We start from the raw sequence: 24,516 nt of genomic DNA, 5'->3' as shown, positions 1-24,516 counted from the left end.
ACAGTCACCTGCCGTACATGACCTTGATGGCCTTGACGAGTCGTGCGACGTCGGCCGGCGTCCGCTCGAAGGTCGTCGAGGGCAGCAGCGACCGGGCCCGCCGCCGGGTGATGGCCTTGGCGCGGCTGAACTCGCGCAGCCCGTCCTCGCCGTGGATGCGCCCGAAGCCGGAGTCGCCGACGCCGCCGAACGGCAGGGTGGACATCCCGGCGAAGGTCAGCGCCGAGTTCACCGACGCCATGCCCGAGCGCAGTCGCCGGGCGATCGCCACCGCGCGCCGCCGGCCGAAGACCGAACCCCCCAGGCCGTACGACAGGGCGTTGGCGCGGGCGACGGCCTCGTCGGCGTCGCGGACCCGGTTGATGGTCAGCGTCGGCCCGAACGTCTCCTCGCGTACGGCGGTGGAGTCCTCCGGGACGTCCACCAGCACGGTCGGCCGCACGTACGGCGGCTGCACCGCGTCCGCGCCGCCGAGCACGGCCCGGCCGCCCCGGGCCAGCGCGTCGTCGATGTGCCGGCGGATCACGTCGACCTGGCTCGGCATGGTGATCGGGCCGATGTCTGCGTCGTCCGCGCCGACGGTCAGCCGGCCGGCCCGCTCGACGACCTTGCCGACGAAGGCGTCGAAGACCGGCTCGACCGCGTAGACCCGTTCGATGCCGATGCAGGTCTGGCCGGCGTTGGTCAGCGCGCCCCAGACGCACGCCTCGGCGGCGGCGTCCAGGTCTGCGTCGGCGTCGACGATCATCGCGTCCTTGCCGCCCGCCTCCAGCAGCACCGGCGTCAGCGACTCGGCGCAGGCCGCCATCACCTTCCGGGCGGTGGCCGACGAGCCGGTGAAGGCCACCTTGTCCACTCCCGAGCGGCAGAGCGCCGCCCCCACGTCGCCCAGCCCGTGCACGGCGGTGAACACCGGCTGCTCCGGCACCACCTCGGCGAACGTGTCGACCAGCCACTGCCCGACGACGGGGGTGTACTCGCTGGGCTTCAGCACCACCGCGTTCCCCGCCGCCAGCGCGTACGCGGCGGAGCCGATCGGGGTGAAGACGGGGTAGTTCCACGGGCCGATCACGCCGACGACGCCGTACGGCTGGTATTCGAGGTGGGCGGAGAACTCGGCCAGGACGAGCCGTGAGCGGACCCGGCGGGGGCCCAGCACGCGGCCGGCGTTGCGGGCCGCCCAGTCGACGTGCTCGACGGCGCTGACGAGTTCGACGACGGCGTCGGCGATCGGCTTGCCGCCCTCGACGTGCACCAGCTCGGCGATCTCCTCGATCCGTCGGGCGAGGAGGCTGCGCCAGCGCAGCAGCCGCTCCCTGCGCCCGCCGAAGCCGAGCCCGGCCCACCACTCGCCGGCCGCTCGGGCCCGCTCGACGGCCCGCCCGACGTCCTCGGCGGTGGCGACCGGCAGGCGTCCGGCCTCCGCGCCGGTCGCCGGGCTCGTCGACACCAGCCGACCGTCCTCGATGATCGGGGTACCCGGGACACGCACAGCCGTCATGGCGGAAGTCTAGACCCGAAGATTACTCGCCGGTAGGGCCGCGACGGCAGGGTCCCGCCGGTCGGACCGGCCGCGGAACGGTGGAACGGGGTGGACGGCGGTCGGCCGGACTTGTGATGATTCTTCCGCCGGAGGGCGCCGAATCGCCGAACGCGAGGTGTCCGGCCGGGGACGCGGAGGTGACCATGCGGCGGTGGAGGCGACTACCGTGTGGTGGCAGGCTGACGCGCGGGGTGACCGCGCGGGGTGGAGGCTGACATTCCATGGAGGACCATCCGGAACTGAGACCGTTGTTGACGGTGGCCGGTGGGGCGATGCGGGGGCTGAGCGTCCGGGTGGGCCCCGAGCGACAGGTCATCGGCCGGGGGTCGACCGCGGACATCGTGGTGCACGACGCCCACCTGAGCCGCCGGCACGCCGAGGTCTGGCTGACGGGCGAGGGGGCGGCCCTGGCGGATCTGGGTTCCACCAACGGCACCTGGCTGAACGACCGGCGGATCACCGGCGTGGAGCGGCTGGCCGACGGGGACGTGATCCGGCTCGGCCGCACCGAGCTGCGCGTCTTCGACCCGGGCGTGGCGCGGACCGACCCGGTGGGCTTCAGCTTCGGCGAGCCGCGCCGGGACCGCCGCCCGACCCTGCCGCTGCCGATCGCGGCGCAGGCCGCACCGGCCGTCGACGCGGTGTCGCCGGTGGCGCTTCCGGCGGTGTCGTCCGCGCCGTCCTGACCGGCGCCGACGGTGGATGCCGGCGCACACCTCCGGGCCGGTGAAGGTGGCGGGCCGGCCCATGGACGCGTCCGGCGCCCCCGTGGCAGCATCCGGCGGATGGAGACCGGACAGCGGCAGGTGTCGGCGAACGGGATCACCCAGGCGGTACGGGTGGCCGGGCCGCCGGACGGCGTTCCCGTACTGCTGATCCACGGCAACTGCTCGTCGGCGGCCTTCTGGGAGCCGCTCGTGCGGCGACTGCCGGCCACCCTCCGGGTGGTCGCGCCCGACCTGCGCGGCTACGGACTGACCGACACCGTCCCGGTGGACGCGACCCGGGGGCTGCGCGACTTCGCCGACGACGTCGCCGCGCTGCTCGACGAGCCGTCCCTCTTCGCCCCCGGCGTCCGGCCGGTGGTGGTCGGCCACTCGCTCGGCGGCGGGGTGGCCATGCGGCTGCTCGTCGACCACCCCGACCGGGTGGGGGCGCTGCTGCTCGCCGCTCCGGTCTCGCCGTACGGCTACGGCGGCACCCGGGGCCTGACGGGGACGCCGACCACCCCCGACTTCGCCGGCACCGGCGGCGGCACCGCCAACGGGGAGTTCGTCAGGCGGCTGGCCGCCGGCGACCGGGGCGTGGACAGCCCGGCCAGCCCGCGCGCCGTGCTGCGGGCCACCTACGTGGCGGACCCGGCCTCGCTCGGCGACGACGAGGAGCTGCTGCTGGACAGCCTCCTCTCCACCGCGACCGGTGACGACAACTACCCCGGTACGGCGGCGGCCTCGGCGAACTGGCCCGGCACCGCCCCGGGACGGCGCGGCGTGCTCAACGCCCTCTCCCCGGCGCACTTCCGGATCGCCGACGAACTGGTCGCCGTGGCCGGGAAGCCGCCGGTCACCTGGATCCACGGGGACGCCGACGTGATCGTCTCGGACACCGCGATGATGGACCTGGCCCACCTGGGCTCGCTGGGCGTGGTGCCCGGCTGGCCGGGGGAGGCGGCCTGCCCGGCGCAGCCGATGGTGGCGCAGACCCGGGCGGTGCTGGAGCGTTACGCGGCGTCCGGCGGGGCGTACCGCGAGGTGCTGCTGCCCGGCTGCGGGCACAGCCCGCACCTGGAGCGGCCGGCCGAGTTCGTCGCCGAGCTGCTGAGGCTGACCGACACGGTGGGCTGATCGACACGATGGGCTGATCGACGGGCGAGCGCGGCCGGCGCGGCGAGCCGACCGACCGCGAGCCGACCCGCCCCGTCGGACGGCGCGCGCGCAGCCCCGCTGGGCTCGTGAAATTTCCCACGGCGCCTCGACAACGCAACGTCACGTGGCAGACTCGCGCGCATAACCTTAATGGTCGTTAACGCGGCTGTGCGGAGCATCGAGGAGGCTGGTCGTGGCGCGTGATTTCACCAGCGTGGGCGTTGTGGGTCTGGGCACCATGGGTGCCGGCATCGTCGAGGTATTCGCGCGCAACGGGGTCGACGTCGTCGCGGTGGAGGTCTCCGAGGACGCGCTGGAACGCGGCCGGGCCATCCTCACCGGGTCGACGGACCGGGCCGTGGCCAAGGGCAAGCTCGCCGAGGCCGACCGGGACGCGCTGCTGAGCCGCGTACGGTTCGCCGTCGGGCTGAACGCGCTGCACGCGGTCGACCTGGTCATCGAGGCGGTGCCCGAGCACCTGGACCTCAAGCAGCGGATCTTCGCCGAGCTGGACCGGGTCTGCAAGCCCGAGGCGATCCTGGCCACCAACACCTCGTCGCTGAGTGTCACCGAGATCTCCGTCGCCACCAGCCGTCCCAACCAGGTGATCGGCATCCACTTCTTCAACCCCGCCCCGGTGATGAAGCTGGTCGAGGTGGTCCGGACGGTGGTCACCTCCGCCGACGTGGTCGCCGACGTGGAGGCGCTCTGCAAGCGGCTCGGCAAGGTCGACGTCACCATCAGCGACCGGGCCGGCTTCATCGCCAACGCGCTGCTCTTCGGCTACCTCAACCACGCTGTCGGGATGTTCGAGGCGCACTACGCCACCCGCGAGGACATCGACGCGGCCATGAAGCTCGGCTGCGGCCTGCCCATGGGCCCGCTGGCGCTGATGGACCTGATCGGCCTGGACACCGCGTACGAGATCCTCGACACCATGTACCGGCGCGGCGGGCGGGACCGCCGGCACGCCCCGGTGCCGCTGATCAAGCAGATGGTCACCGCCGGGCTGCTCGGCCGCAAGTCCGGCCGGGGCTTCTACACCTACGAGCGGCCGGGCTCCCCGGTCGTCGTACCCGACGAGCAGACGCCGGTGGCGACGGAGGCCGCGCTCGGCGGCGCCGCCGCGATCGCGAAGGTCGGCGTCGTCGGATCCGGGACGATGGCCACCGGCATCATCGAGGTCTTCGCGAAGGCCGGCTACGAGGTCGTCTCGGTGACCCGGGGCGCAGAGAAGTCCGCCAAGGTCTTCGAGGCGGTCAGGACCTCGCTCAACAAGGGCGTGGTGCGCGGCAAGCTCAGCGAGGCCGACCGGGACGCCGCGCTCGGCCGGATCAACTGGTCGGCCACCCTGGACCACCTCGCCGACGTCGACCTCGTCGTCGAGGCCGTGGTCGAGGAGCTGAGCGTCAAGAAGGCCCTCTTCGCCAGCCTCGACGAGATCTGCAAGCCGGGCGTCGTGCTCGCCACCACCACCTCATCGCTGCCGGTGATCGACGTCGCGATGGCCACCCAGCGGCCCGCCGACGTGATCGGGCTGCACTTCTTCAACCCGGCGCCGCTCATGCCGCTGGTCGAGGTCGTGGAGACCATCCGCACCTCGACGGAGACCACCGCCACCGCCCGCGCGGTCTGTGCCGCGCTGGGCAAGACGGGCGTGGTCTGCGGCGACCGGTCCGGCTTCATCGTCAACGCGCTGCTCTTCCCGTACCTCAACGACGCCGTGAAGATGCTGGAGGCGAGCTACTCCACCGCCGACGACATCGACCACGCCATGAAGCTGGGCTGCGGCTACCCGATGGGCCCGTTCGAGCTGCTCGACGTGGTCGGCCTGGACGTCTCGCTGGCCATCCAGCGGGAGCTCTACCTGGAGCTGCGCGAGCCGGGCTTCGCGCCCGCGCCGCTGCTGGAGCACCTCGTCACGGCCGGCTACCTGGGGCGCAAGAGCGGCCGGGGCTTCCGCGACCACACCCGTCGCTGACCCGGTCAACACCGCCCGCCGGTGACGGCGTCTGCATGGTGTGACCTTCGAGGAGTACGTCGGCAGCCGAGGCCCCGCCCTGATGCGGCTGGCCCGGCTGCTGACGGGCGACGAGCACCGGGCCGAGGACCTCACCCAGGACGTCCTGACCCGCGCGTACGTGCACTGGCGGCGGATCGCCCGGGTGGACCGGCCGGACGTGTACGTGCGCCGGATGCTGGTCAACGCCAACAACTCCTGGTGGCGCCGGCGGTCGAACCGGGAGCTGGCCACCGCCGACTTCGCGGAACGGCCCCAGCACGGCGACCTCGGCGGCGAGACGGCCGACCGGGACGCCATGTGGCGGCTCATCCTCGGGCTGCCGGACCGCCAGCGGGCGGTGCTCGTGCTGCGCTACTACGAGGACCTCGACGACGCGACCATCGCCCAGATCCTCGGCTGCTCGCCGGTCACCGTCCGCACCCATGCCATGCGGGCGCTCAACAACCTCCGGGAGCGCCACGGCGTCCCGGCGACGAACGGGAGCCGGCCGTGACCGACCTCGACGAACGGATCGTACGGACGCTGCGGGAACGCGCCGAGGGGACGGTCGACACCGACCGGCTCACCTCCCGTGCCGTCGCCGGGGGACGGGTCCGTCGCCGTCGCCGTCGGGCCGGCGCGGGCCTCGCGCTGGGCGTGGCGGCGGTGCTCGGGTTCACCGTCGCCACCGGCGTGGGCCTGCCGGAGCGGGTACGCCCGCCGGACGCCGCCGCGCCGGACGCCGCCACCGCCGCGCCGCCCCGGCTGGAGAACGTCCCCGGCGCGGCCGCCCGGCCCGACCTGGTCGGCACGGATCCGCAGGTACTGCACTTCGGGTTCGACCCGGCCCGCGCCCGCTACCGGGGCTGGCACGTCGGGTTCGGCGTGGAGAGCATCCGCGTCGAGGTCGACGGTGGCCGGCCGGTGAGCGTCGCGCTGGCCCGTTCCGCCGACGCGCTGTGGGAGTACGCGGTCGAAGGGCTGCCGCCGGGGGCCACCGGGATGACGGGCGGGACGGTCTTCGACGGCACCGATCGCCTGCACCGGGAGGGCGGCACTTCCATCTGGATCCGGCTCTGGCAACCGGCCCCCGGCCTGTACGCCCGGGCCGCCGTGACCGCCGTGACCGCCCAGGAGATCGAGGTGGCGGTCGGCGCCCTCCGGTTGGGTGAGGCGCGCCGCTGCGTCGCGCCGGTGCGGCTCACCACGCTGCCCGCCGGCGCCCGGCTGGACCAGTGCACCGTCGATGCGGGGTCCTTCCCCGCCACGTTGCACATGTCGCTGGTGGTGAACGGGCCCGGGGAAGCGGAGACGCGTGTCGCGTTCGACTACGCGCGCTCGATGGTCACCGGCCGTACGGCGGGCAACCGGACGATCGGGGGCCGGGCCGCCTACCTCTACCCGCGGGGCGACCAGTTGGAGCTGCTCGGCATCCCTAAGGCCCACCTGATCGTCGATTTCAGCTGGTCACACGGGGACTTCACCGAGGCGGACGCCGCCGTCCTGCTGGGCGGGGCGCAGGTCGCCACCGATCCCGGTGACCCGGAGACCTGGGACTGACCAGCGGCGGGGCCGGCCCGCCCACCCCGGGCCGGTCCCGCCGCCGGCCCGTACGCTTGGCAAGCGTGAGCCCCCGTCGCAACCGACCCCGCCGCGATGACGCCGCGCACCTCGACTCCGACCGGGCCCGGCAGGGCGTCGCCTCGGTGCAGCAGTGGCGCGACGGCGACTGGCAGGTACGCGGGATCAGCGGCGGCGTGTCCACCAAGACGTACCGCTGTCCCGGCTGTGACCAGGAGATCCGGCCCGGGGTGGCGCACCTGGTGGCGTGGCCGGCGGACGGGCGGGGCGACCTGACCGACCGGCGGCACTGGCACAGCGGGTGCTGGCGTGCCCGCGACCGGCGTGGGCCGGTCGTCCAGCGCGGTCGCGGTGCTCCCCGCTACGGCTGAGCGATCTGGATCACGCTGTTTCCGCCCCGCCCGGCGGTTCCCGGCCGCACCGGCGAGACTGGTGGGGTGAGCACACCGATCCGCGCGTCCTCCATCCTGCCCGGGCACCGCGAGGACATCGAGCTGCACACCGCTGACGGTCTGCGGCTGGTCGGCGAGTTGGCCCGGCCGCTGGACCGGGAGCCAGTGGGCACCCTCGTCTGCCTGCACCCGCTGCCGACGCACGGCGGGATGATGGACAGCCACGTGTTCCGCAAGGCGGCGTGGCGTTTGCCGGCCCTGGCCGACCTGGCGGTGCTCCGCTTCAACACCCGGGGGACCAGCAGCGTGCGCGGCACCAGCGAGGGGGCCTTCGACAACGCGGTCGGCGAGCGCTTCGACGTCGCCGCCGCCATCGAGTACGCCGAGTTCCACGAGCTGCCGAACGTCTGGCTGCTCGGCTGGTCGTTCGGCACGGACCTCACCCTCAAGTACGGCTGCGACCCGGCCGTCGTCGGGGCGATCCTGCTCTCCCCGCCGCTGCGTTTCTCCGCCCCGGCCGACCTGGAGCACTGGACGGAGTCCGGCAAGCCGCTGACCGCGCTGGTGCCCGAGTTCGACGACTACCTGCGCCCCGACGAGGCCCGGGAGCGCTTCGCGGCGGTGCCGCAGGCCGAGGTGGTCGGGGTGCCCGGGGCGAAGCACCTCTGGGTCGGCGACGCCGAGACCGTGCTGGACGAGGTGGTCCGCCGGGTCAACCCGGCCGCCGCCGTGCCGCTGCCGACCACCTGGGACGGCCCGATGGAGACCGGCGACGTCAGCGCGTACGCCGACCGCACGGTGGCCTCCTTCGCGGACCGCCCGGTGCCCGGCCCGCCTGCCGGCCAGGCCGGCTGACCCGCCCTCGGCCGCGCGCTCGCGTCGCGGACCCGCCCTCCGGCCGCGCGCTCCCGTCGCGGGCCCGCCCTCCGCCGCGCGCTCGCGCCGCGGGCCCGGCCGACCCGGTCCACCCGTGGCCGACCGGTCTGGCCGTGGCCGACCCGGTCCATCCGTGGCCGACCCGGTCCATCCGTGGCCGCCCGGTTCACCCGTGGCGGCCCGGTCCACCGGTGGCCGGTCGGGCCGGGCCGGGCGGGGTCAGCGGGACTCCTGCCGGGGCAGGACCACCTCCCGCAGGATGAGCTGGAGCGCGGCCACCGCCGGGATCGCGATCAGCGCGCCCACCACGCCCAGCAGGGAGACCCCGAGCAGGGCTCCCACCAGGGCGGCCACCTCGTTGACCGACACCGACCGGCGCATGATCTTGGGATAGATCAGGTAGTTCTCCACCTGCTGGTAGATCAGGAAGAACACCGCACAGGCGATGCCGACCGGCAGGTCCGTGGCGAACCCGACCAGGCTGACGATCACCGCGCCGAGGGTCGCGCCGATCTGCGGGATCAGGTCCGTCACCGCGACCACCACGGCCAGCGCGAACGGGTACGGCAGCCCGACGATCAACGCGAAGACGAACGTGGACACCCCGGCCAGCACCGCGATGCTGAGCGCGCCGACCATGTACGCGCCGACCTTCGTCAGGATCTCGTCCCCGATCAGCCGTACCCGCTCCCGGCGCGAGCGGGGCACCAGCGAGTAGCCCAGGTCGCGGAGCCGGTCGAAGTAGGCCAGGAAGTAGATGGTCAACACCAGCACGGTCAGCCCCCGGAAGACCGTGCCGAAGATCAGTTGGGCGCCGCCGAGCACCCCGCCGAGGGCCTGACCGACCGTGTCCGCGTTCGCCGCGCTCTGCACCCGCTCCATCAGGTCGTACCGCTCCACCAGGTCGTTGACCGTCTCGTTGCGGCGCAACGCCTCCAGGTAGCTCGGGAGCTGCTCGATGAACTGCCCGCTCTGCGTCACGATCGGCGGCACCAGGGCGAACAGGCCACCGCAGAGGAGTAGCACGACCGTCAGCGCGACCACCGCCACGGCGAGCCCGTGCGGCAGCCCCCAGGACCGCAACCGGACCACCGCGGGGTGCAGGCCGACGGCGAGGAAGAGCGCGATGACCACCAGGACCAGGATGCCGGCCGCGTTGCGCACGCCCAGATAGAGGGCGTACGCGAGCAGCACCCCGGCCGCGCCGGTGAAGCCGACCAGGAAGCTGCTGCGCTTCAGCGGCCGCCCCGGCGTACCGAACCGGCTCGACCCGTTCCCCGTCGGCTCGCCGTCGTCCGCCGTGCCGGTCGTGTCTCTCGTGCTCGTCGTGTCTCTCGTGCCCGTGGTGCCTGTCGTGCCTGTCGTCCTGTCGGCGTGTTCGGGCGCGGTGGCGTGCTCCGGCTTCCGGTTCCTGTCGCCCGGTGCCGGGGCGCGATCGGGCTCCCGGTCGCCGCTCGACGCCATCGGTCCGTCGTCCGCCATCGGACCTCCCTGGATCGATTCCCGCGGGACGGCCCGACCACGGCTCACGTCGGCGAAATCCCACCGGGAGCGTACGCCGCAGGCTTGCCCGCGCCACCCACCTGAGCCGTGTCACCCGCCCCGGCGGTGCCACCCACCCGAGCCGTGCCACCCACCCGGGCGGTGCCACCCGACCCGGCTGGGCCACCGGGACCAGCCAACGCCGCCCCTCCGCGCACCCTCTGGGTGCGGGCAGGACCGAAGTCCTGAGATCTTGGTACGGCACGGCCCCTATAGGGGCCGTGCCGTACCAAGATCCGCTGGACGGCCTCAGCTGTCGGGCGGTGGAGCGGTCCGGGGTCAGTCCTTTTCGACGACGACCTTGCTCGGCTTGGCGCTGCGCTCGTCGGTGGTCGGCTTCGCCGGGCGCTTGCCGTTCTCGCCGGTGCTGGTGATCTTCGTCGGGGTGGCGCCCCGACCTCCCTCGCCAGGCACCGCCGCCACGGTCGGCTCCCCGTCCACGCCGGCACTGGCCGTGCCCCCGTCGACGGTGGTCACGGTGGCCTTGCCGTTGGCCGGCTGCCCGGCGTCGGCCGGCTCGATCCGGCCCTTGGCCGGCTGCCCGGCGTCCTCCGGCTCCACCTTGCCGGCGGCGGGCTTCCCGTCCGAGGAGGACGGAGCCGCTGCGGGGCCCGTCGCCCCGCCCGCGACCGGAGCCTTGTCCGCGGAGCCCGCACCCGCCGGGGTCCTGCCCGCCGTGCCCGCGCCCGCCGGGGCGGTGGCCGCATCCGCCTTGGCCGCTTCCGTCGGGGTCGTGCCCGCACCCGCCGTGGCCGCGCCCGCCGGGGTCCTGTCCGCCTTGTCCGTGCCCGCGCCGACCGGGGTCGCACCCGCGCCCGCCGAGGTCTTGTCCGTGTCGGGGCGGGGCCTGCCGCCGTTCGCCGTGGCCGGCTTGCCGTCCGCCACCACCGGGGCGGCGGCGCCGTCCGTACCGCCCGGCAGGTCGGCCGCGGCGAGCCGACCCAACCGCAGCTCCGCCACCTGTCGCTGGAGCTCGTCGGACTCCTGCCGGGACTTCCAGGTCTCCTGCCGCAGGTCGGCCAGCTCCTGCTGGGCCTGGGCGATCTCCAGCATCACCTGGGCGAGCTGCTGACGGCTGGCGGCGGCCTCCTGCTGGGTGGCGGCGAGGTGCTGCTGGGTGGTGGCCAGGTGCTGCTGCGTCGTGGCCGCGTACTCCTCGAACTGCCGCCGTGACGTCGCCACGTGCTCGTCGGCCTTGCGGCGCTTGTCGGCCGCCTCCGACTCGGCCCGGCCGAGCAGCGCCGCGGCCTCCTCCTCGGCCTGCCGGCGCATCGTCAGCGCGTCCTGCTCGGCGGCCTGGCGGACGGCGGTGGCACCCTGCTCGATCTCGTTCTTCCGGGCGGTGTACTCCGCCTCCAGCGCGGCGCGGCGCGACTCGAACCCGGACTCCAGCTCGTCGTGCCGGCTCGTGTGCTGCTTCTCCAACTCGGCGAGCCGGGTCTTGTACTGCTTCTCCAGCTCGTCGCGGCGCTTGGTGAACTCCTGCTCGGCCGCCGCGCGGCGCTGGGTCAGCTCGCGGTCCGCGGCTTCGCGCCGGCTGTTGACCTCCTGCTCCACCCCGGCCCGCCAGGCGCCCAGCTCCTGCTGCGTCTGGGCCCGGGCGTGCTGCACGTACGCCTCGGTCTCGCTGCGCATCCGCTGCACGTACGCCTCGGTCTCGGCGCGGTTGCGCTTGGCCGTCTCGGCCGCCTGGGTGGTGAGCCGCTCGGCCTCCTGGCGGGCCTTCTCGCGGGTGGCCCGGCCGGCGCCGGCGGCGTCGTCGATGATCTGCTTGGCGTCCCGCTGCGCCTTGGCGTGGGTGGCCCGGCCCGCCTCGGTGGCCTGGTCGACCAGGCGCTTGGACTCCTGCTGGGCCTTGGCGTGCACCTCCTTGGCGGCCTCCCGCAGCTGGGTGGCCTCCTGCTGCGCCTTGGCGTGCACCTCCTTGGCGGCCTCGCGCAGCTTGGTCGCCTCCTGCTGGGCCCGCTGGTGGATCTCCTTGGCCGCGTCCCGCAGCTGGGTGGCCTCCTGCTGGGCCTTCGCGAGCGCCTCCTGGGCGGCCTTGCGCAGCCGGGCGGCCTCGTCCTTGGCGGTGCGGACGGCGGCGTCCGCCTCGGCCCTGCGGGCCGCGGTGTGCCGCTCCTCCTCCGTCCGGCGGGCGGCCAGCGCGATCTCGAAGTCCTTGAGGGCGGTGGCGGCCTGCTCGCGAGCCTCGTCGACGATGTGCTCCGCGGCGGCCCGGCGAGCCTCGATCTCCTCGTTGGCGGAGGCCAGGATCGCGTCGGCCTGCTCCTCGGCGATGGTGAGGATCTGCTCCACCCGCGGGCCCAGGTGCCGGTAGGAGACGTTCTCCAGCGCCCCGGACGACTTGCGTGCCTGGGCGAGGTCACGTTGGAGCACCTCGACCTGGCCGGCCAGCTTGTGGATCTGTGTGTAGGCCTGTTCCCGCTCGGCCGCCAGGGCCGCGATCTCGTGCTCCGCGCGAGCGACGTACCGGTCGACCTGTCGTTTCTCGTACCCCCGCAGAGCGGACTCGAAGCTGGGCTCCGTGGTCACATCCCCGCCGAGAGCGAACAGTTCCTCGCCGTGCGACATGCCCCCATCCTCACACGCCTCCAGTCCGGCTGGGGCGATACGGACGCCCCGGATAGGACCTACTTCACTGCCGACACGCCCGGGCAATTCGCTCGGCGGGAAAAAGCGTACGGCGCGGGGCGCACCGGTCACCCGGTGTCACCCCGCGCCGTGGAAATCATGCCCCGGTCGGGTGGGTCGGTCGGGTCAGTTGGCGGTCTCCGCGGCCACCCGCTCGTCGGCGTTGTCGGCCTTCTTCGCCTCCGGCTTGGCCGGCGCGGCCGGCGGCGTGGCGGGTACGCCCGGCACGATGCCGGCGAGGCCGGAGAGCATCTGGCCGAGCTGCGAGGTGACGGCGTCCTTCTGCCGGGTGAGGTCCTCGACCTCGCGACGGGCCGCCTGGGTGGTCAGCTCGGCCTCGGTGCGCGCCTCGGTCAGCAGGCGCTTCGACTCGGCCTTCGCCTCGGTGAGCGTCTTGTCGGCCAGCGCCTTGGCCTTGTCGACCGTCTCGTTGGCGGTGCGCTCCGACTCGACCCGGCGGGCCTCGGCGCGCTGCTCGATCTCCTTGGCCCGCTCCTGCGCGGCGTGGGCCCGCTGCTCGGCCTCGCTGACCAGCTTCTGGGTCTGGGCCACCTGCGCGGCGTGCCGCTCGGACTCCTCGCGCTCGGCCTTCTCCCGGCGCTCGGCAAGCTGGAGCTCCAGGGCCTGGAGGTCCTTGTCGCGCTTGTCGCGGGCGTCGGTGAGCAGCTTGGTCGCCTCGGCGCGCTTCTCCTCGGCCTCGCGGGCCGCCTTCGCCCGCTGCTGGGTGATCTCCCGCTCGGCGGTGGCCCGCAGGGTGGCGACCTCGCGCTCGACGGTGGACTTCAGCTCGGCGACCTCGTGGGCGGTGACCGTGCGCAGCTGCTTGGTCTCCCGGTCGGCGTCGGCGCGCAGCGTGTCGGCCTCGCGCCGGGCCTGGACGCGGACCTCGGCGGCCTCGCGCTCGGCGGCGGTGCGGACGCTGCCCGCCTCCCGCTCGGCGTTGGCCTTCATGGCCGCCGCCTCGGCGCGCGCCTTGTCGGTGATCTCGCGCGCCTCGAGGCGGGCGGCGGAGAGGATGCCCTCCGACTCGCGCTTGGCCTCGTTGCGGTGGTCGTTGGCCTGCTCCTCGGCCAGCCGCAGGATCTGCTCGACGCGGGTGCCGAGGCCGGAGAGGGTGGGCCGGCTGTTCTCCTCGAGCTGCTTGTTGGTGTCGGCGAGCTTCTGCTCCAGCGCGCTCATCCGCTGCTCGGCCTGGCGGAGCCGTCGCTGGGCGTCGTTCATCCGCTGCTCGGCCTCGGCGCGGGCCTGCTCGGACTGGGTCAGCGCGGCCGTCATCCGGCCGATGAAGTCATCGACCTGGTGGGTGTTGTAGCCGCGCAGGCCAACGGTGAAATCGGGCTGCGAGTTCGCGTTATCGAAGAACGCAAGAGGGGAGGACTGCTGGGGCATTGGGACATACTCGCAGACCCCCCAGGGTGCTTCGCAAGAGCGGTGCCGAGCTTTCGTGTCCTCATTACATGGTCAACTGCGGGTCCGCCGAGGACCGGGCAGATCGCCGATCTTGGCAGGTCCCGGGCGGGTCGGACGGCACGGAGCGTGACAGGGGAGAGGGCACGGAGCGTGACATGGAAAAGGGCCGCGGGAGTACCCCGCGGCCCTTTGTCGCGCCATGGTCGGCATCGCTCGAATGAGCGTCAGACACTAGGCGGAAAGGCAATCGCCGTTCACCGCAATGGGCGACGGCGCCTCGTCCCTCGGGTCAGTGGCCGCGGAACCGGTTGATCGCGTCCTCGTGCCGGGAGCGCAGCTCGCGGTCGCGTACGCCGAGCCCGTCCGTCGGGGCCAGGCAGCGGACGCCGACCTTGCCCTGGTGCGCGTTGCGGTGCACCTCGTACGCGGCCTGGCCGGTCTGCTCCAGCGCGTAGGTCTTCGACACGGTGGGGTGGACCTTGCCCAGTGCCACGAGCCGGTTGGCCTCCCACGCCTCGCGGTAGTTGGCGAAGTGGCTGCCGATGATCCGCTTCAGATGCATCCAGAGGTAGCGGTTGTCGTACTGGTGCAGGTAGCCGCTGGTGGAGGCGCAGGTGACGATGGTGCCGCCCTTCTTGGCCACATAGACGCTGGCGCCGAAGGTCTCCCGGCCGGGGTGCTCGAAGACGATGTCCGGGTCGTCGCCGCCGGTCAGCTCGCGGATGCGCTCGCCGAAGCGGCGCCACTCGTCCTGGTCCTGGGTCTGCTCGTCCTTCCAGAAGCGGAAGCCCTCGGCGGTGCGGTCGATCACCAGCTCGGCGCCCATCCTCCGGCACAGCTCCGCCTTCTCCGGCGAGGAGACCACGCAGACCGGGATCGCGCCGCCGTTGAGCGCCATCTGGGTGGCGTAGCCGCCCAGGCCGCCGGAGGCGCCCCAGATCAGCACCACGTCGCCCTGCTTCATGTTCGCCCCGTGGTGCGACACCAACTGCCGGTACGCCGTCGAGTTGACCAGCCCCGGGCTGGCCGCCTCCTCCCAGCTCAGGTGGCGCGGCTTGGGCATCAGCTGGTTGGCCTTGACCACGCACAGCTCGGCCAGGCCGCCGAAGTTGGTCTCGAAGCCCCAGATCCGCTGCTGCGGATCCAGCATGGTGTCGTCGTGCCCGGCCGCGTCCTCCAGCTCCACGGAGAGGCAGTGCGCGACGACCTCGTCGCCGGCCTTCCACTTCGTCACCCCGGGCCCGGTGCGCAGCACCACGCCGGCGGCGTCGGAGCCCACCACGTGGTACGGCAGGTCGTGCCGGCGGGTCAGCTCGGAGAGCCGGCCGTAGCGCTCGAGGAACTTGAAGGTCGGCAGCGGCTCGAAGATGCTGGTCCAGACCGTGTTGTAGTTGATCGCGCTCGCCATCACCGCGACCAGCGCCTCGCCCGGCCCCAGTTCCGGCGTCGGCACCTCCTGCACGTGCAGCGCCTTGCGCGGGTCCTTGTCCCGGGTGGCCAGGCCGTCGAACATCCGGGTCTCGTCGGCGCGCACCACCACGCCGCGGTACGTCTCGGGTACCGGCAGGCCGGCGATCCCGGCGAGCTCCCGTGCGGGTTGGTCGGATCCCTCCGCCGCCATGATCGCTTCGAGGATGTCCTGCACGTCGACCTCCCGTTCGTCCGCACCCCGCCCACGCGGGCCTGGGTGCTGCCATCGTCGGCGTCGGTGCGGCCCACCGCCATGTCGGCATCCGACACATCCGGTACCGGCCGCGCTCCTGTGGGGCGGGACGTTACTGAAGAGTAGGTAGGGCCGGAAGTCCTCTGTGAAAAACTGCATTGGCCGATGCGTGGAGGTGCCCGGGCGGCGGTGGAACCACGCACCGGCGCGCTCGGCGGGGCCTCCGACCCCTCTCCCACCAGCCGGGGAGTGGCCTCCGGCCCCTTTTCGCCAGATGGAGTGTGGCCTCCGGCCCCCGCCCGGTCGGCGGGAGCCGGAGGTGGGGATCAGTGCCCGGCGGCAGGCTCGACGAGTTCGACCAGCACCCCGCCGGCGTCCTTCGGGTGGACGAAGTTGACCCGCGAGTTGGCGGTGCCGCGCTTCGGGGTGTCGTAGAGCAGCTTCACGCCCCGCTCGCGCAGCTTCGCGCAGGCGGCGTCGATGTCCTCGACGGTGTACGCCACCTGCTGCACGCCGGGGCCCTTCTTGTCGAGGAACTTGGCGATGGTCGACTCCGGGGTCAGCGGGGCGAGCAGCTGCACGCAGCCGCCCTCGGCGTCCGGGCCGACGGCCAGCATCGCCTCGCGTACGCCCTGCTCGGCGTTCACCTCGGTGTGCACGCAGCGCATCCCGAAGGTGCGCTGGTAGAAGTCGATCGCGGCGTCCAGGTCGGCGACGGCGACCCCGACGTGGTCGATGCGGCGCAGGCCGATGTCTGTGACATAGTCGGCAGCGGTCTCGACGGGGGAGTTCTCAGCCATGGCGCTAGTCTGACCGAACAATCGTTAAGGCGTACAGGTCGGCACCCCCTCGGAGGCAGGCATGGCTTCGGTGATCGTCAGCGGCGCGCGGACCCCGATGGGGCGCCTGCTGGGCAACCTCAAGGACCTCCCCGCGACCAGGCTCGGTGGCGTCGCGATCAAGGCGGCGCTCGAGCGGGCCGGCGTCGCCCCCGAGCAGGTCCAGTACGTGATCATGGGGCAGGTGCTCCAGGCCGGCGCCGGACAGATCCCGGCCCGCCAGGCGGCGGTCGAGGCCGGCATCCCGATGTCCGTGCCGGCGCTGACCGTCAACAAGGTCTGCCTCTCCGGCCTGGACGCGATCGCCCTGGCCGACCAGCTGATCCGCGCCGGCGAGTTCGACATCGTCGTCGCCGGCGGCATGGAGTCCATGACCAACGCCCCGCACCTGCTGCTCGGCCAGCGCGGCGGCTACAAGTACGGCGACGTGGTGGTCAAGGACCACATGGCGCTCGACGGGCTCACCGACGCCTGGGACAGCTGCGCGATGGGTGAGTCCACCGAGCGGCACAACGGGCGGCACGGCATCACCCGCGAGGAGCAGGACGCGTTCGCCGCGGCCAGCCACCAGCGGGCCGCCGCCGCGCAGAAGAACGGCCACTTCGCCGACGAGATCACCCCGGTGGTCATCCCGCAGCGCAAGGGCGACCCGCTGGTGATCAGCGAGGACGAGGGGATCCGCCCGGACACCACCGTCGAGTCGCTGGCGAAGCTGCGCCCGGCGTTCGCCAAGGACGGCACCATCACCGCCGGCAGCTCCTCGCCGATCTCCGACGGCGCCGCCGCGGTGGTCGTCATGAGCAAGGCCAAGGCCAAGGAGCTGGGGCTGACCTGGCTGGCCGAGATCGGCGCGCACGGCAACGTCGCCGGCCCGGACAACTCCCTGCACTCGCAGCCGTCCAACGCGATCCAGCACGCCCTCAAGAAGGGCGGGCTCGGCATCGAGGACCTGGACCTCATCGAGATCAACGAGGCGTTCGCCCAGGTGGGCATCCAGTCCACCCGTGACCTCGGGATCAGCCCGGACAAGGTCAACGTCAACGGCGGGGCGATCGCGCTGGGCCACCCGATCGGCATGTCCGGCGCCCGGCTGGTGCTCACCCTCGCGCTGGAGCTCAAGCGCCGGGGCGGCGGCACGGGCGCCGCGGCGCTCTGCGGCGGCGGCGGCCAGGGCGACGCTCTGATCATCCACGTCCCGGCCCCCGGCGAGAGCGGTCACTGACCGCCGGCCGGCCGATCCCGTAGAGGCAGCACAGTGAGCGAGATCGTCGACGGCGTCCCGGCAGCCGGCGCACCCCCGGTGCGCCGCAGCCGGGACGTGCCGATGCTGGTCGAGCGGGCCCGCGCGGGCGATCCGCGCGCGGTGGCCCGGCTGATCACCCTGGTCGAGTCGGGCGACGAGACGCTGCCGCGGATCGCGGCGGCCCTCGCGCCGTACGCCGGCCAGGCCCAGGTGGTCGGGCTGACCGGCTCACCCGGGGTGGGTAAGTCGACCACCACCAACGAGCTGGTCCGGGCGCTGCGCGCCCGCGGCCACCGGGTGGGCGTGCTGGCCATCGACCCGTCCAGCCCGTTCACGGGCGGGGCGATCCTCGGCGACCGGGTCCGGATGCAGGACCACGCCACCGACCCGGGCGTCTACATCCGGTCGATGTCCAGCCGGGGCCACCTCGGCGGGCTGTCGGCCGCCACGCCGCAGGCGGTGCGGGTGCTGGAGGGCGCCGGCTGCGACGTCGTGCTGGTGGAGACCGTGGGCGTCGGGCAGGCCGAGGTGGAGGTCGCCTCGCTGGCCGACACCACGCTGGTGCTGCTCGCCCCGGGCATGGGCGACGCCATCCAGGCGGTCAAGGCCGGCATCCTGGAGATCGCCGACGTCTTCGTGGTCAACAAGGCCGACCGGGACGGCGCCGACGCCACCTACCGCGACATCCAGGGCATGATCGCCCTGGGCGAGCGCGGCCCGGGCGACTGGCGGCCGCAGGTGGTGCGCGCGATCGCCTCCCGGGGCGAGGGGATCGACGACATCGCCGCCGCCATCGACAAGCACCGTGGCTGGCTGGTCGAGCACGGCGAGCTGCGCCGCCGCCAGGAGGCGCGGGCCGCCGCCGAGGTCGAGGCGATCGCGCTGGGCGTGCTCCGCGCCCGGATCGGTTCCCTGCGCGACGGTACGGAGCTGCCGGCGCTCGCCGCGAAGGTGGCCGAGGGCGCCCTCGACCCGTACGCGGCGGCCGACGAACTGCTCTCCCAACTCGGCTCCTGAGGGGCCCGTCGAGCTAGTACGCTCGCACCGCTCCACGGTCGGCGTGGGGCGGTGCGCGGCGGAGTGGGGAGACGATGGGCGACGAGGCGACGCAGGAGCTGTCGGTGACGCCGGACGCGGTGCCGGGCGGGACGACGCTCGTCTCCGACGAGGTGGTGGAGAAGATCGCGGTGGCCGCCGCGCGGTCCGTGCCCGGGGTGGTCGAGCTGGGCGGGGACGTGGCCCGGTTCTTCAACGCGGTGCTCGACAAGGTCGGGCTCGACCAGGTCGGCGACGCCCGGCGCGGCTGCTCGGCCCACGTCACCAACGGCGCGGCGGTGGTCAACCTGGTCATCGTGATCGAGGCCGGCCGCGCGGTGCCGCAGGTGACCGCCGAGGTCCGGGCGCAGGTCGCCGAGGCGGTCGAGGCGTACGGGCTGCGGGTCGACGAGGTCAACATCAGGGTCGACGACGTGGCCCTGGGCGGTCCCGCCGCGCCCGTCGCGTGACGCGTCCGGCGGCCCAGGTTACCTGCCGGTACGAACTTACTTAGCGATCGTTCAGGTCTGGGCTCTACACTCGCAGTGCAGTCGAGGACTCGAGGAGGAGCCCCGCCGATGAACGCCGACGAGATCGCCGCCGGACGGGCACGCTGGCAGGCCCGCTACGACGCCGCGCGCAAGCGGGACGCCGACTTCACCACGCTTTCCGGGATGCCCGTCGACCCGGTCTACGGGCCGCCGGAGGGCGTGGACCACCCGGGCTTCGAGCGCATCGGCTGGCCGGGCGAGTACCCGTACACCCGGGGTCTCTACCCGACCGGCTACCGCGGACGGACCTGGACGATCCGGCAGTTCGCCGGGTTCGGCAACGCCCAGCAGACCAACGAGCGCTACAAGATGATCCTGGGCGCCGGCGGCGGCGGTCTCTCCGTCGCCTTCGACATGCCCACGCTGATGGGCCGGGACTCCGACGACCCGCAGGCGCTCGGGGAGGTGGGCCACTGCGGCGTCGCCATCGACACCGCCGCCGACATGGAGGCCCTCTTCGACGGCATCGACCTGGCCGGGGTCACCACGTCGATGACCATCTCCGGGCCGGCGGTGCCGGTGTTCTGCATGTACCTGGTGGCCGCCGAGCGGCAGGGCGCCGACCTGTCCACCCTGGACGGCACGTTGCAGACGGACATCTTCAAGGAGTACATCGCACAGAAGGAGTGGCTCTTCGACCCGGAGCCGCACCTGCGCCTGATCGGCGACCTGATGGAGTACTGCGCCCGGGAGATCCCGCGCTACAAGCCGCTGTCGGTCTCCGGCTACCACATCCGCGAGGCCGGCTCGACCGCCGCGCAGGAGCTGGCGTACACCCTCGCCGACGGCTTCGGCTACGTCGAGCTGGGGCTCTCCCGGGGGCTCGACGTCAACGTCTTCGCGCCCGGCCTGAGCTTCTTCTTCGACTCGCACGTCGACTTCTTCGAGGAGATCGCCAAGTTCCGGGCCGCCCGCCGCATCTGGGCCCGCTGGCTGCGCGACGTCTACGGCGCGACCAGTGAGAAGGCGCTCTGGCTGCGGTTCCACACGCAGACCGCCGGGGTGTCGCTGACCGCCCAGCAGCCGGTCAACAACGTGGTGCGTACCGCCGTGGAGGCACTCGCGGCGGTGCTCGGCGGCACCAACTCGCTGCACACCAACGCCCTGGACGAAACCCTGGCGCTGCCCACCGACGAGTCCGCCGAGATCGCCCTGCGTACCCAGCAGGTGCTGATGGAGGAGACCGGGGTGACCAACGTGGCGGACCCGCTGGGCGGGTCCTGGTACGTCGAGGCGCTCACCGACAAGATCGAGGCCGAGGCGGAGGAGATCTTCGCCCGGATCCGGCAGCTCGGCGGGGAGGGTCCGCACCAGATCGGTCCGATGACCTCCGGCATCCTGCGCGGCATCGAGGACGGCTGGTTCACCGGCCACATCGCCGAATCCGCCTTCGTCTACCAGCAGGCGCTGGAGAAGGGCGACAAGCGGATCGTCGGGGTCAACTGCCACACCGGCACGGTCGCCAAGGACCTGGAGATCCTGCGCATCTCGCACGAGGTGGAGCTGGAGCAGCGCCGGGTGCTGGCCGAGCGGAAGGCCGGCCGCGACGAGGCCGCCGTGAAGGCCGCCATCGAGCGGATGGTCACCGTCGGCCGGACCGACGGCAACATGATCCCGGCCATGCTGGACGCCGTCCGCGCGGAGGCCACCCTCGGCGAGATCTGCGACGCCCTGCGCGCCGAGTGGGGCGTCTACCGCGAACCCGCCCGCTTCTGACCCTTCCCCCCCTCGACCCCGTTCCACCGCGATCCCGCACCTCGTGTCCCGGCAGTCGCCGGGCAGGCCTCGTACCGAGGACCGGAGGTGCGGGATCGCGCCATGCCGGGCGGGAGGTCGGGCAGGGGCGCGGGGACGGGGTGGGCAAGGGCGGGAGCAGCCGTGACAGTCACAACTGTCGCCGTCGCGGTTGATCTGAGTTCCGTGGGTCGCGTGCGAGACTAGGTAACCATGAGCGACCCACGGATCACCTCGTCGATCTTCACCCGCGGCGCGGTCGACCTCAGCGCGCTGCGCACCCCCGCACCGGCCCCTGCCCGCCCCGCCACCCCGGCCCAGTCAGCCCCCTCCGCCGATTTCCCCGGCGCCGCCGGTGGCGGCGTCGCCGTCATCGACGTGAGCGAGGCGACATTCCAGTCCGAGGTTCTCGAGCGTTCGCTCACCACACCGGTGATCGTGGACTTCTGGGCCGAGTGGTGCGAGCCGTGCAAGCAGCTGAGCCCCGTGCTGGAGCGGCTGGCCGCCGAGGGCGGCGGCGCCTGGGTGCTCGCCAAGGTCGACGTGGACGCCAACCCCCGGATCGCCCAGATGTTCCGGGTGCAGGGCATCCCGATGGTCTACGCGGTGGTCGGCGGCCAGCCGGTCGACGCCTTCTCCGGAGTGGTGCCCGAGGCGCAGCTGCGGCAGTGGATCCAGGCGGTGCTCAAGGCCGGTGGCGTGAGCGTCGCCGAGCCGGAGGACCCGCGCCTCGACGAGGCCGACGACGCCCTGATGAGCGGCGACCTCGACGCGGCCGAGCAGGCGTACCGCAAGATCCTCGCGGAGTCGCCCGCGGACGCCGCGGCGGAGGCGGGCCTCGCCCAGGTCGGGCTCGCCCGCCGGGTGGCTGGGGCCGACCCGGGCGCGGCGGTCGCCGCCGCCCAGGCGAACCCCGACGATGTCGAGGCCCAGCTCCTGGCCGCCGACATCGAGGTGCTCAGCGGTCAGGCCGAGGCGGCGTACGCCCGCCTGGTGGGCGTGGTCCGCCGCACCGCCGGTGAAGAGCGGGAGAAGGTACGCCAGCACCTGGTCAGCCTCTTCACGGTCGCCGGGCCGGAGGATCCCGCCGTCGCCGCGGCGCGCCGGGCCCTGGCCAGCGCCCTGTTCTGAGCACCACGCCCTGTTCGTGATCACGCCCTGCTTGTGAGTACGTAGCACGCCAGCGCGGGCCGGCGTTCCGGCCGGCCCGCCCGACACCTCGAGGACGGGAGCCCATGATGCGCCGGATCGCCGTCCTCGACGCGCCCAGCAACCTCGGCCTGCGCCCACCCACGTCCACCTCGGTCCCCGGCTGCGGCAAGGCCCCGGGCGCGCTGCGCGACCAGGGGCTGCTCGCCCGGCTGCGGGCCCGCGACGCGGGCTGCCTCACCGCTCCCCGCTACGACCCCGGCGACTGGCGACCGGGGGACGGGGTCTGCCACGCCCGCGAGATCGCCGACTACTCGGTGGCGCTCGCGGAACGGATCGGCGCCATCATCGACCGCAGCGAGTTCCCGCTGGTGCTCGGCGGCGACTGCTCCATCCTGCTCGGTTCGGCACTGGCCATGCACCGGCTCGGCGAGGCGGTCGGCGGGCGCATCGGGTTGGTCTTCGTCGACGGCCACTCCGACTTCCGGCACCCCGGCAACGCCTCCTACGTGGGCGCGGCGGCCGGCGAGGACCTCGCGCTGGTCACCGGGCGGGGGCAGGCCGACCTGGCCGCCATCGAGGGGCGCCGGCCGTACTTCCGGGACATCGACGTGGTGGTGCTCGGCATCCGGGCGCAGGACGAGTACCGCCTCGACCTCCAGGCCGCCGGGATCACCACCCGGCCGGTGCCGGCGCTGCGCGCCGAGGGCGCCGCGCGTACGGCACAGTGGGCGCACGAGCAGCTCGCCGACTGCGCCGGCTACTGGGTGCACATCGACGTGGACGTGCTGGACCCGGCCGTGATGCCGGCGGTCGACGCCCCCGACCCGGGCGGGATCGCCTTCGCCGAGCTGGAGATCCTGCTCGCCGGCCTCGTCGACACCCCGCACTGCCTCGGCGTCGAGCTGACCGTCTTCGACCCCGACTACGACCCGGACGGCGCGTACGCGGCCGAGATCGTCAACACCGTGGTGGCCGGGCTGCGCCCGGTCTCGGCGCCGACGGCTTCGCCGCCCCGACTGCTGCCGGGCCCGTCGGCGTCCGCCGCCTCGTCCGCGCCGTCACGGTCTGCCGCCCCCACCAGGCGTTCCGCCCCCTCCGCCCCCACCACGTCCTCTGCGTCCGCCGCGCCGACCGTGCCGTCGCCGTCTGCCGCCCCCGGCGTGCCGTCTTCCTCTGCCGTGTCGTCCGGGCCGTCTGCCGTGTCGGCTGGGCCGTCTGCCGTGTCGGCTGGGCCGTCTGCGGTGTCGGCTGGGCCGTCTGCGTTTGCCGCCCCTGCCACGCGCTCGGCGTCTGCTGGCTCGGTTGGGCCGTCGGCGTCTGCGGATTCGGCCGGGCCGTCGGCGTCTGCCGGCTCGGTCGTGCCCTCGGCTCGGCGGAGCAACGGTCGTCCCGAGGTGCCGATCATGCCTCCGTCGGCCTCCGCCCCGGCGCTCGTTTCCGCCCCCGTTCCACGCGTTGACGGAGACGACCGGCACCCGGGCGGCGCCGAGGAGCGTGCCGAGAGTGCTCCGCCAGCCCCGCTCCGGCCGCTCGGGCCGGTGGCCCCGGGTGGCGCCGCCTCCGACGGTGTCGCCGTGCCGGAACCGGTCGGCCCGCCCGCCTCCGCTGGCCCGGGCCTGCTGCGCCGGGCACCGCTCGCGGGCCTCGACCCGGGCGATCCGCCGCCCTCGCCCGAGGACGGAACCTCGCCATCCGCCGCCGGTATCGCCTGACCCCCTGTCGAGCTGCCCCATCTGTGCGCCCACCTGCCGGGCCCGGTCGCGCCGGGACGGTTGATCGCACGTGCCCGGTGCAGGGCGAGGTGGGCGGTTGATCGCACGTGCCCGGTGCAGGGCGAGGTGGGCGGTTGATCGCACGTGCCCAGGGCAGGGCGAGGTGGGCGGCTGATCGCACGCGCCCGGTTCAGGGCAAGGCGGGGCGGCTGATCGCACGCGCCCGGTTCAGGGCAAGGCGGGGCGGCTGGTGGCACGTGCCCAGGGCAGGTCACGGCCGGGCGGCTGGTGGCACGTGCCCAAGACGATCGAGACTGGCGCGGTCGAGGCAGGGCCGATTGCTCTAGGGCCGGCCCACCTGCCGGGTTCGGTCGCGGAGGCTGGTGGGACGCGAGGTGACGGGTGGAACACCAGGGGTGTCACCGAAGGTTTTTGACACCCATGGTGTTCCACCGGTGGATTGCCGGCGTGCGCCCGGCGGGCGTCGGCGCCTGCCCCGTCGGTAGGGGCAGCTCCACAGCGTCGCTCCGGTTGCGCGGGAACGCCCGCCATCCAGTGGTGATCAGGACGCCATGGACGTTAAAACCGCCCGGTAACGTCCATGGCGTCCTGATCATCAATGCTCGCTTCCTGGCGGCAGGCAGGTGGGGCTCCCGGTGCGGCGACCGGCCCTTTGTGCGGCCGGCTTGGGCCGCCGAGGCCTGCCGCAACTACACGTCGCCGTCGCCGACACGTGACGGAC

The 24,516-nt window shown here is 73.5% G+C and carries 18 protein-coding genes and 1 pseudogene; 13 read left to right on the top strand and 6 right to left on the bottom strand.

Going from position 1 to position 24,516, the window contains the following annotated elements:
* Positions 1 to 4 precede the first annotated feature (4 nt).
* On the bottom strand, positions 5 to 1,501 hold the full coding sequence (locus tag OG989_RS00950; protein ID WP_327029430.1) for an aldehyde dehydrogenase family protein: 1,497 nt from the start codon (positions 1,499 to 1,501) through the stop codon (positions 5 to 7).
* A 263-nt stretch (positions 1,502 to 1,764) separates the two neighbouring features.
* Here OG989_RS00950 and OG989_RS00945 point away from each other — a divergent pair, with 263 nt between their 5' ends.
* The 7 genes from OG989_RS00945 to OG989_RS00915 all read left to right on the top strand — a co-directional run bounded on the left by OG989_RS00945 (position 1,765) and on the right by OG989_RS00915 (position 8,238).
* The gene (locus OG989_RS00945) at positions 1,765 to 2,229 is read left to right on the top strand and encodes an FHA domain-containing protein (RefSeq protein ID WP_327029429.1); all 465 of its coding nucleotides are present in this window, start codon (positions 1,765 to 1,767) and stop codon (positions 2,227 to 2,229) included.
* A 99-nt stretch (positions 2,230 to 2,328) separates the two neighbouring features.
* Complete coding sequence (locus OG989_RS00940) at positions 2,329 to 3,387, top strand: alpha/beta fold hydrolase (RefSeq protein ID WP_327029428.1); 1,059 nt, start codon at positions 2,329 to 2,331, stop codon at positions 3,385 to 3,387.
* A gap of 214 nt (positions 3,388 to 3,601) precedes the next feature.
* Complete coding sequence (locus OG989_RS00935; RefSeq protein WP_327029427.1) at positions 3,602 to 5,389, top strand: 3-hydroxyacyl-CoA dehydrogenase family protein; 1,788 nt, start codon at positions 3,602 to 3,604, stop codon at positions 5,387 to 5,389.
* Between the two features lie 40 nt (positions 5,390 to 5,429).
* Positions 5,430 to 5,924 (top strand): SigE family RNA polymerase sigma factor, encoded by a 495-nt coding sequence (locus OG989_RS00930; protein ID WP_327029426.1) that lies wholly within the window; start codon positions 5,430 to 5,432, stop codon positions 5,922 to 5,924.
* On the top strand, positions 5,921 to 6,970 hold the full coding sequence (locus tag OG989_RS00925) for a hypothetical protein (protein WP_327029425.1): 1,050 nt from the start codon (positions 5,921 to 5,923) through the stop codon (positions 6,968 to 6,970). Before OG989_RS00930 ends, OG989_RS00925 begins: the two co-directional genes overlap by 4 nt.
* Before the next feature lie 65 nt (positions 6,971 to 7,035).
* Positions 7,036 to 7,362, top strand: coding sequence for a hypothetical protein (locus OG989_RS00920; protein WP_327029424.1), 327 nt, complete (start codon positions 7,036 to 7,038; stop codon positions 7,360 to 7,362).
* Between the two features lie 66 nt (positions 7,363 to 7,428).
* Positions 7,429 to 8,238 (top strand): alpha/beta hydrolase, encoded by an 810-nt coding sequence (locus tag OG989_RS00915; protein ID WP_151454867.1) that lies wholly within the window; start codon positions 7,429 to 7,431, stop codon positions 8,236 to 8,238.
* A gap of 240 nt (positions 8,239 to 8,478) precedes the next feature.
* Here the strand turns inward: OG989_RS00915 and OG989_RS00910 are convergent, their stop codons facing one another.
* From OG989_RS00910 to mce, 5 genes are all read right to left on the bottom strand, one after another.
* Complete coding sequence (locus tag OG989_RS00910) at positions 8,479 to 9,741, bottom strand: AI-2E family transporter (RefSeq protein ID WP_327029423.1); 1,263 nt, start codon at positions 9,739 to 9,741, stop codon at positions 8,479 to 8,481.
* Positions 9,742 to 10,080: 339 nt separating this feature from the next.
* Positions 10,081 to 12,375, bottom strand: a complete 2,295-nt coding sequence (locus tag OG989_RS00905) for a hypothetical protein (RefSeq protein ID WP_327029422.1) — start codon at positions 12,373 to 12,375, stop codon at positions 10,081 to 10,083.
* A 186-nt stretch (positions 12,376 to 12,561) separates the two neighbouring features.
* Positions 12,562 to 13,824, bottom strand: a complete 1,263-nt coding sequence (locus OG989_RS00900) for a cell division protein DivIVA (RefSeq protein WP_132231256.1) — start codon at positions 13,822 to 13,824, stop codon at positions 12,562 to 12,564.
* 310 nt (positions 13,825 to 14,134) lie between these two features.
* Positions 14,135 to 15,490, bottom strand: coding sequence for a crotonyl-CoA carboxylase/reductase (gene ccrA, locus OG989_RS00895; RefSeq protein ID WP_151456553.1), 1,356 nt, complete (start codon positions 15,488 to 15,490; stop codon positions 14,135 to 14,137).
* Between the two features lie 344 nt (positions 15,491 to 15,834).
* A complete protein-coding gene (gene mce / locus OG989_RS00890; RefSeq protein WP_121399562.1) occupies positions 15,835 to 16,308 on the bottom strand; it encodes a methylmalonyl-CoA epimerase in 474 nt (157 codons plus the stop codon).
* A 61-nt stretch (positions 16,309 to 16,369) separates the two neighbouring features.
* Here mce and OG989_RS00885 point away from each other — a divergent pair, with 61 nt between their 5' ends.
* The 6 genes and pseudogenes from OG989_RS00885 to OG989_RS00860 all read left to right on the top strand — a co-directional run.
* A complete protein-coding gene (locus tag OG989_RS00885; protein WP_327029421.1) occupies positions 16,370 to 17,569 on the top strand; it encodes an acetyl-CoA C-acetyltransferase in 1,200 nt (399 codons plus the stop codon).
* Between the two features lie 102 nt (positions 17,570 to 17,671).
* Positions 17,672 to 18,607: a methylmalonyl Co-A mutase-associated GTPase MeaB gene (gene meaB, locus OG989_RS00880; RefSeq protein ID WP_370518982.1), complete on the top strand. Its 936-nt coding sequence runs from the start codon at positions 17,672 to 17,674 to the stop codon at positions 18,605 to 18,607.
* Between the two features lie 74 nt (positions 18,608 to 18,681).
* The gene (locus OG989_RS00875) at positions 18,682 to 19,095 is read left to right on the top strand and encodes an Asp23/Gls24 family envelope stress response protein (protein WP_132231266.1); all 414 of its coding nucleotides are present in this window, start codon (positions 18,682 to 18,684) and stop codon (positions 19,093 to 19,095) included.
* A gap of 108 nt (positions 19,096 to 19,203) precedes the next feature.
* Positions 19,204 to 20,892, top strand: a complete 1,689-nt coding sequence (locus OG989_RS00870) for an acyl-CoA mutase large subunit family protein (RefSeq protein WP_151456558.1) — start codon at positions 19,204 to 19,206, stop codon at positions 20,890 to 20,892.
* Between the two features lie 231 nt (positions 20,893 to 21,123).
* Positions 21,124 to 22,041 (top strand): tetratricopeptide repeat protein, encoded by a 918-nt coding sequence (locus OG989_RS00865; protein WP_327029419.1) that lies wholly within the window; start codon positions 21,124 to 21,126, stop codon positions 22,039 to 22,041.
* Between the two features lie 104 nt (positions 22,042 to 22,145).
* A pseudogene (locus OG989_RS00860) lies at positions 22,146 to 23,276 on the top strand (arginase family protein); the annotation flags it as partial.
* Between the last annotated feature and the right edge of the window lie 1,240 nt (positions 23,277 to 24,516).

The organism is Micromonospora sp. NBC_01740 (genome assembly GCF_035920365.1).
Lineage (GTDB): Bacteria > Actinomycetota > Actinomycetes > Mycobacteriales > Micromonosporaceae > Micromonospora > Micromonospora reichwaldensis.
The sequence above is the reverse complement of the archived record's forward strand: the minus strand, read 5'-3'. Positions and strand labels throughout refer to the sequence as shown.

Coding starts and splice junctions, on each gene's coding strand:
- OG989_RS00950 (WP_327029430.1), bottom strand. CDS start 1,501: ATGACGGCTGTGCGTGTCCCGGGTACCCCGATCATCGAGGACGGTCGG.
- OG989_RS00945 (WP_327029429.1), top strand. CDS start 1,765: ATGGAGGACCATCCGGAACTGAGACCGTTGTTGACGGTGGCCGGTGGG.
- OG989_RS00940 (WP_327029428.1), top strand. CDS start 2,329: ATGGAGACCGGACAGCGGCAGGTGTCGGCGAACGGGATCACCCAGGCG.
- OG989_RS00910 (WP_327029423.1), bottom strand. CDS start 9,741: ATGGCGGACGACGGACCGATGGCGTCGAGCGGCGACCGGGAGCCCGAT.
- OG989_RS00905 (WP_327029422.1), bottom strand. CDS start 12,375: ATGTCGCACGGCGAGGAACTGTTCGCTCTCGGCGGGGATGTGACCACG.
- OG989_RS00900 (WP_132231256.1), bottom strand. CDS start 13,824: ATGCCCCAGCAGTCCTCCCCTCTTGCGTTCTTCGATAACGCGAACTCG.
- mce (WP_121399562.1), bottom strand. CDS start 16,308: ATGGCTGAGAACTCCCCCGTCGAGACCGCTGCCGACTATGTCACAGAC.
- OG989_RS00885 (WP_327029421.1), top strand. CDS start 16,370: ATGGCTTCGGTGATCGTCAGCGGCGCGCGGACCCCGATGGGGCGCCTG.
- meaB (WP_370518982.1), top strand. CDS start 17,672: ATGCTGGTCGAGCGGGCCCGCGCGGGCGATCCGCGCGCGGTGGCCCGG.
- OG989_RS00875 (WP_132231266.1), top strand. CDS start 18,682: ATGGGCGACGAGGCGACGCAGGAGCTGTCGGTGACGCCGGACGCGGTG.
- OG989_RS00870 (WP_151456558.1), top strand. CDS start 19,204: ATGAACGCCGACGAGATCGCCGCCGGACGGGCACGCTGGCAGGCCCGC.
- OG989_RS00865 (WP_327029419.1), top strand. CDS start 21,124: ATGAGCGACCCACGGATCACCTCGTCGATCTTCACCCGCGGCGCGGTC.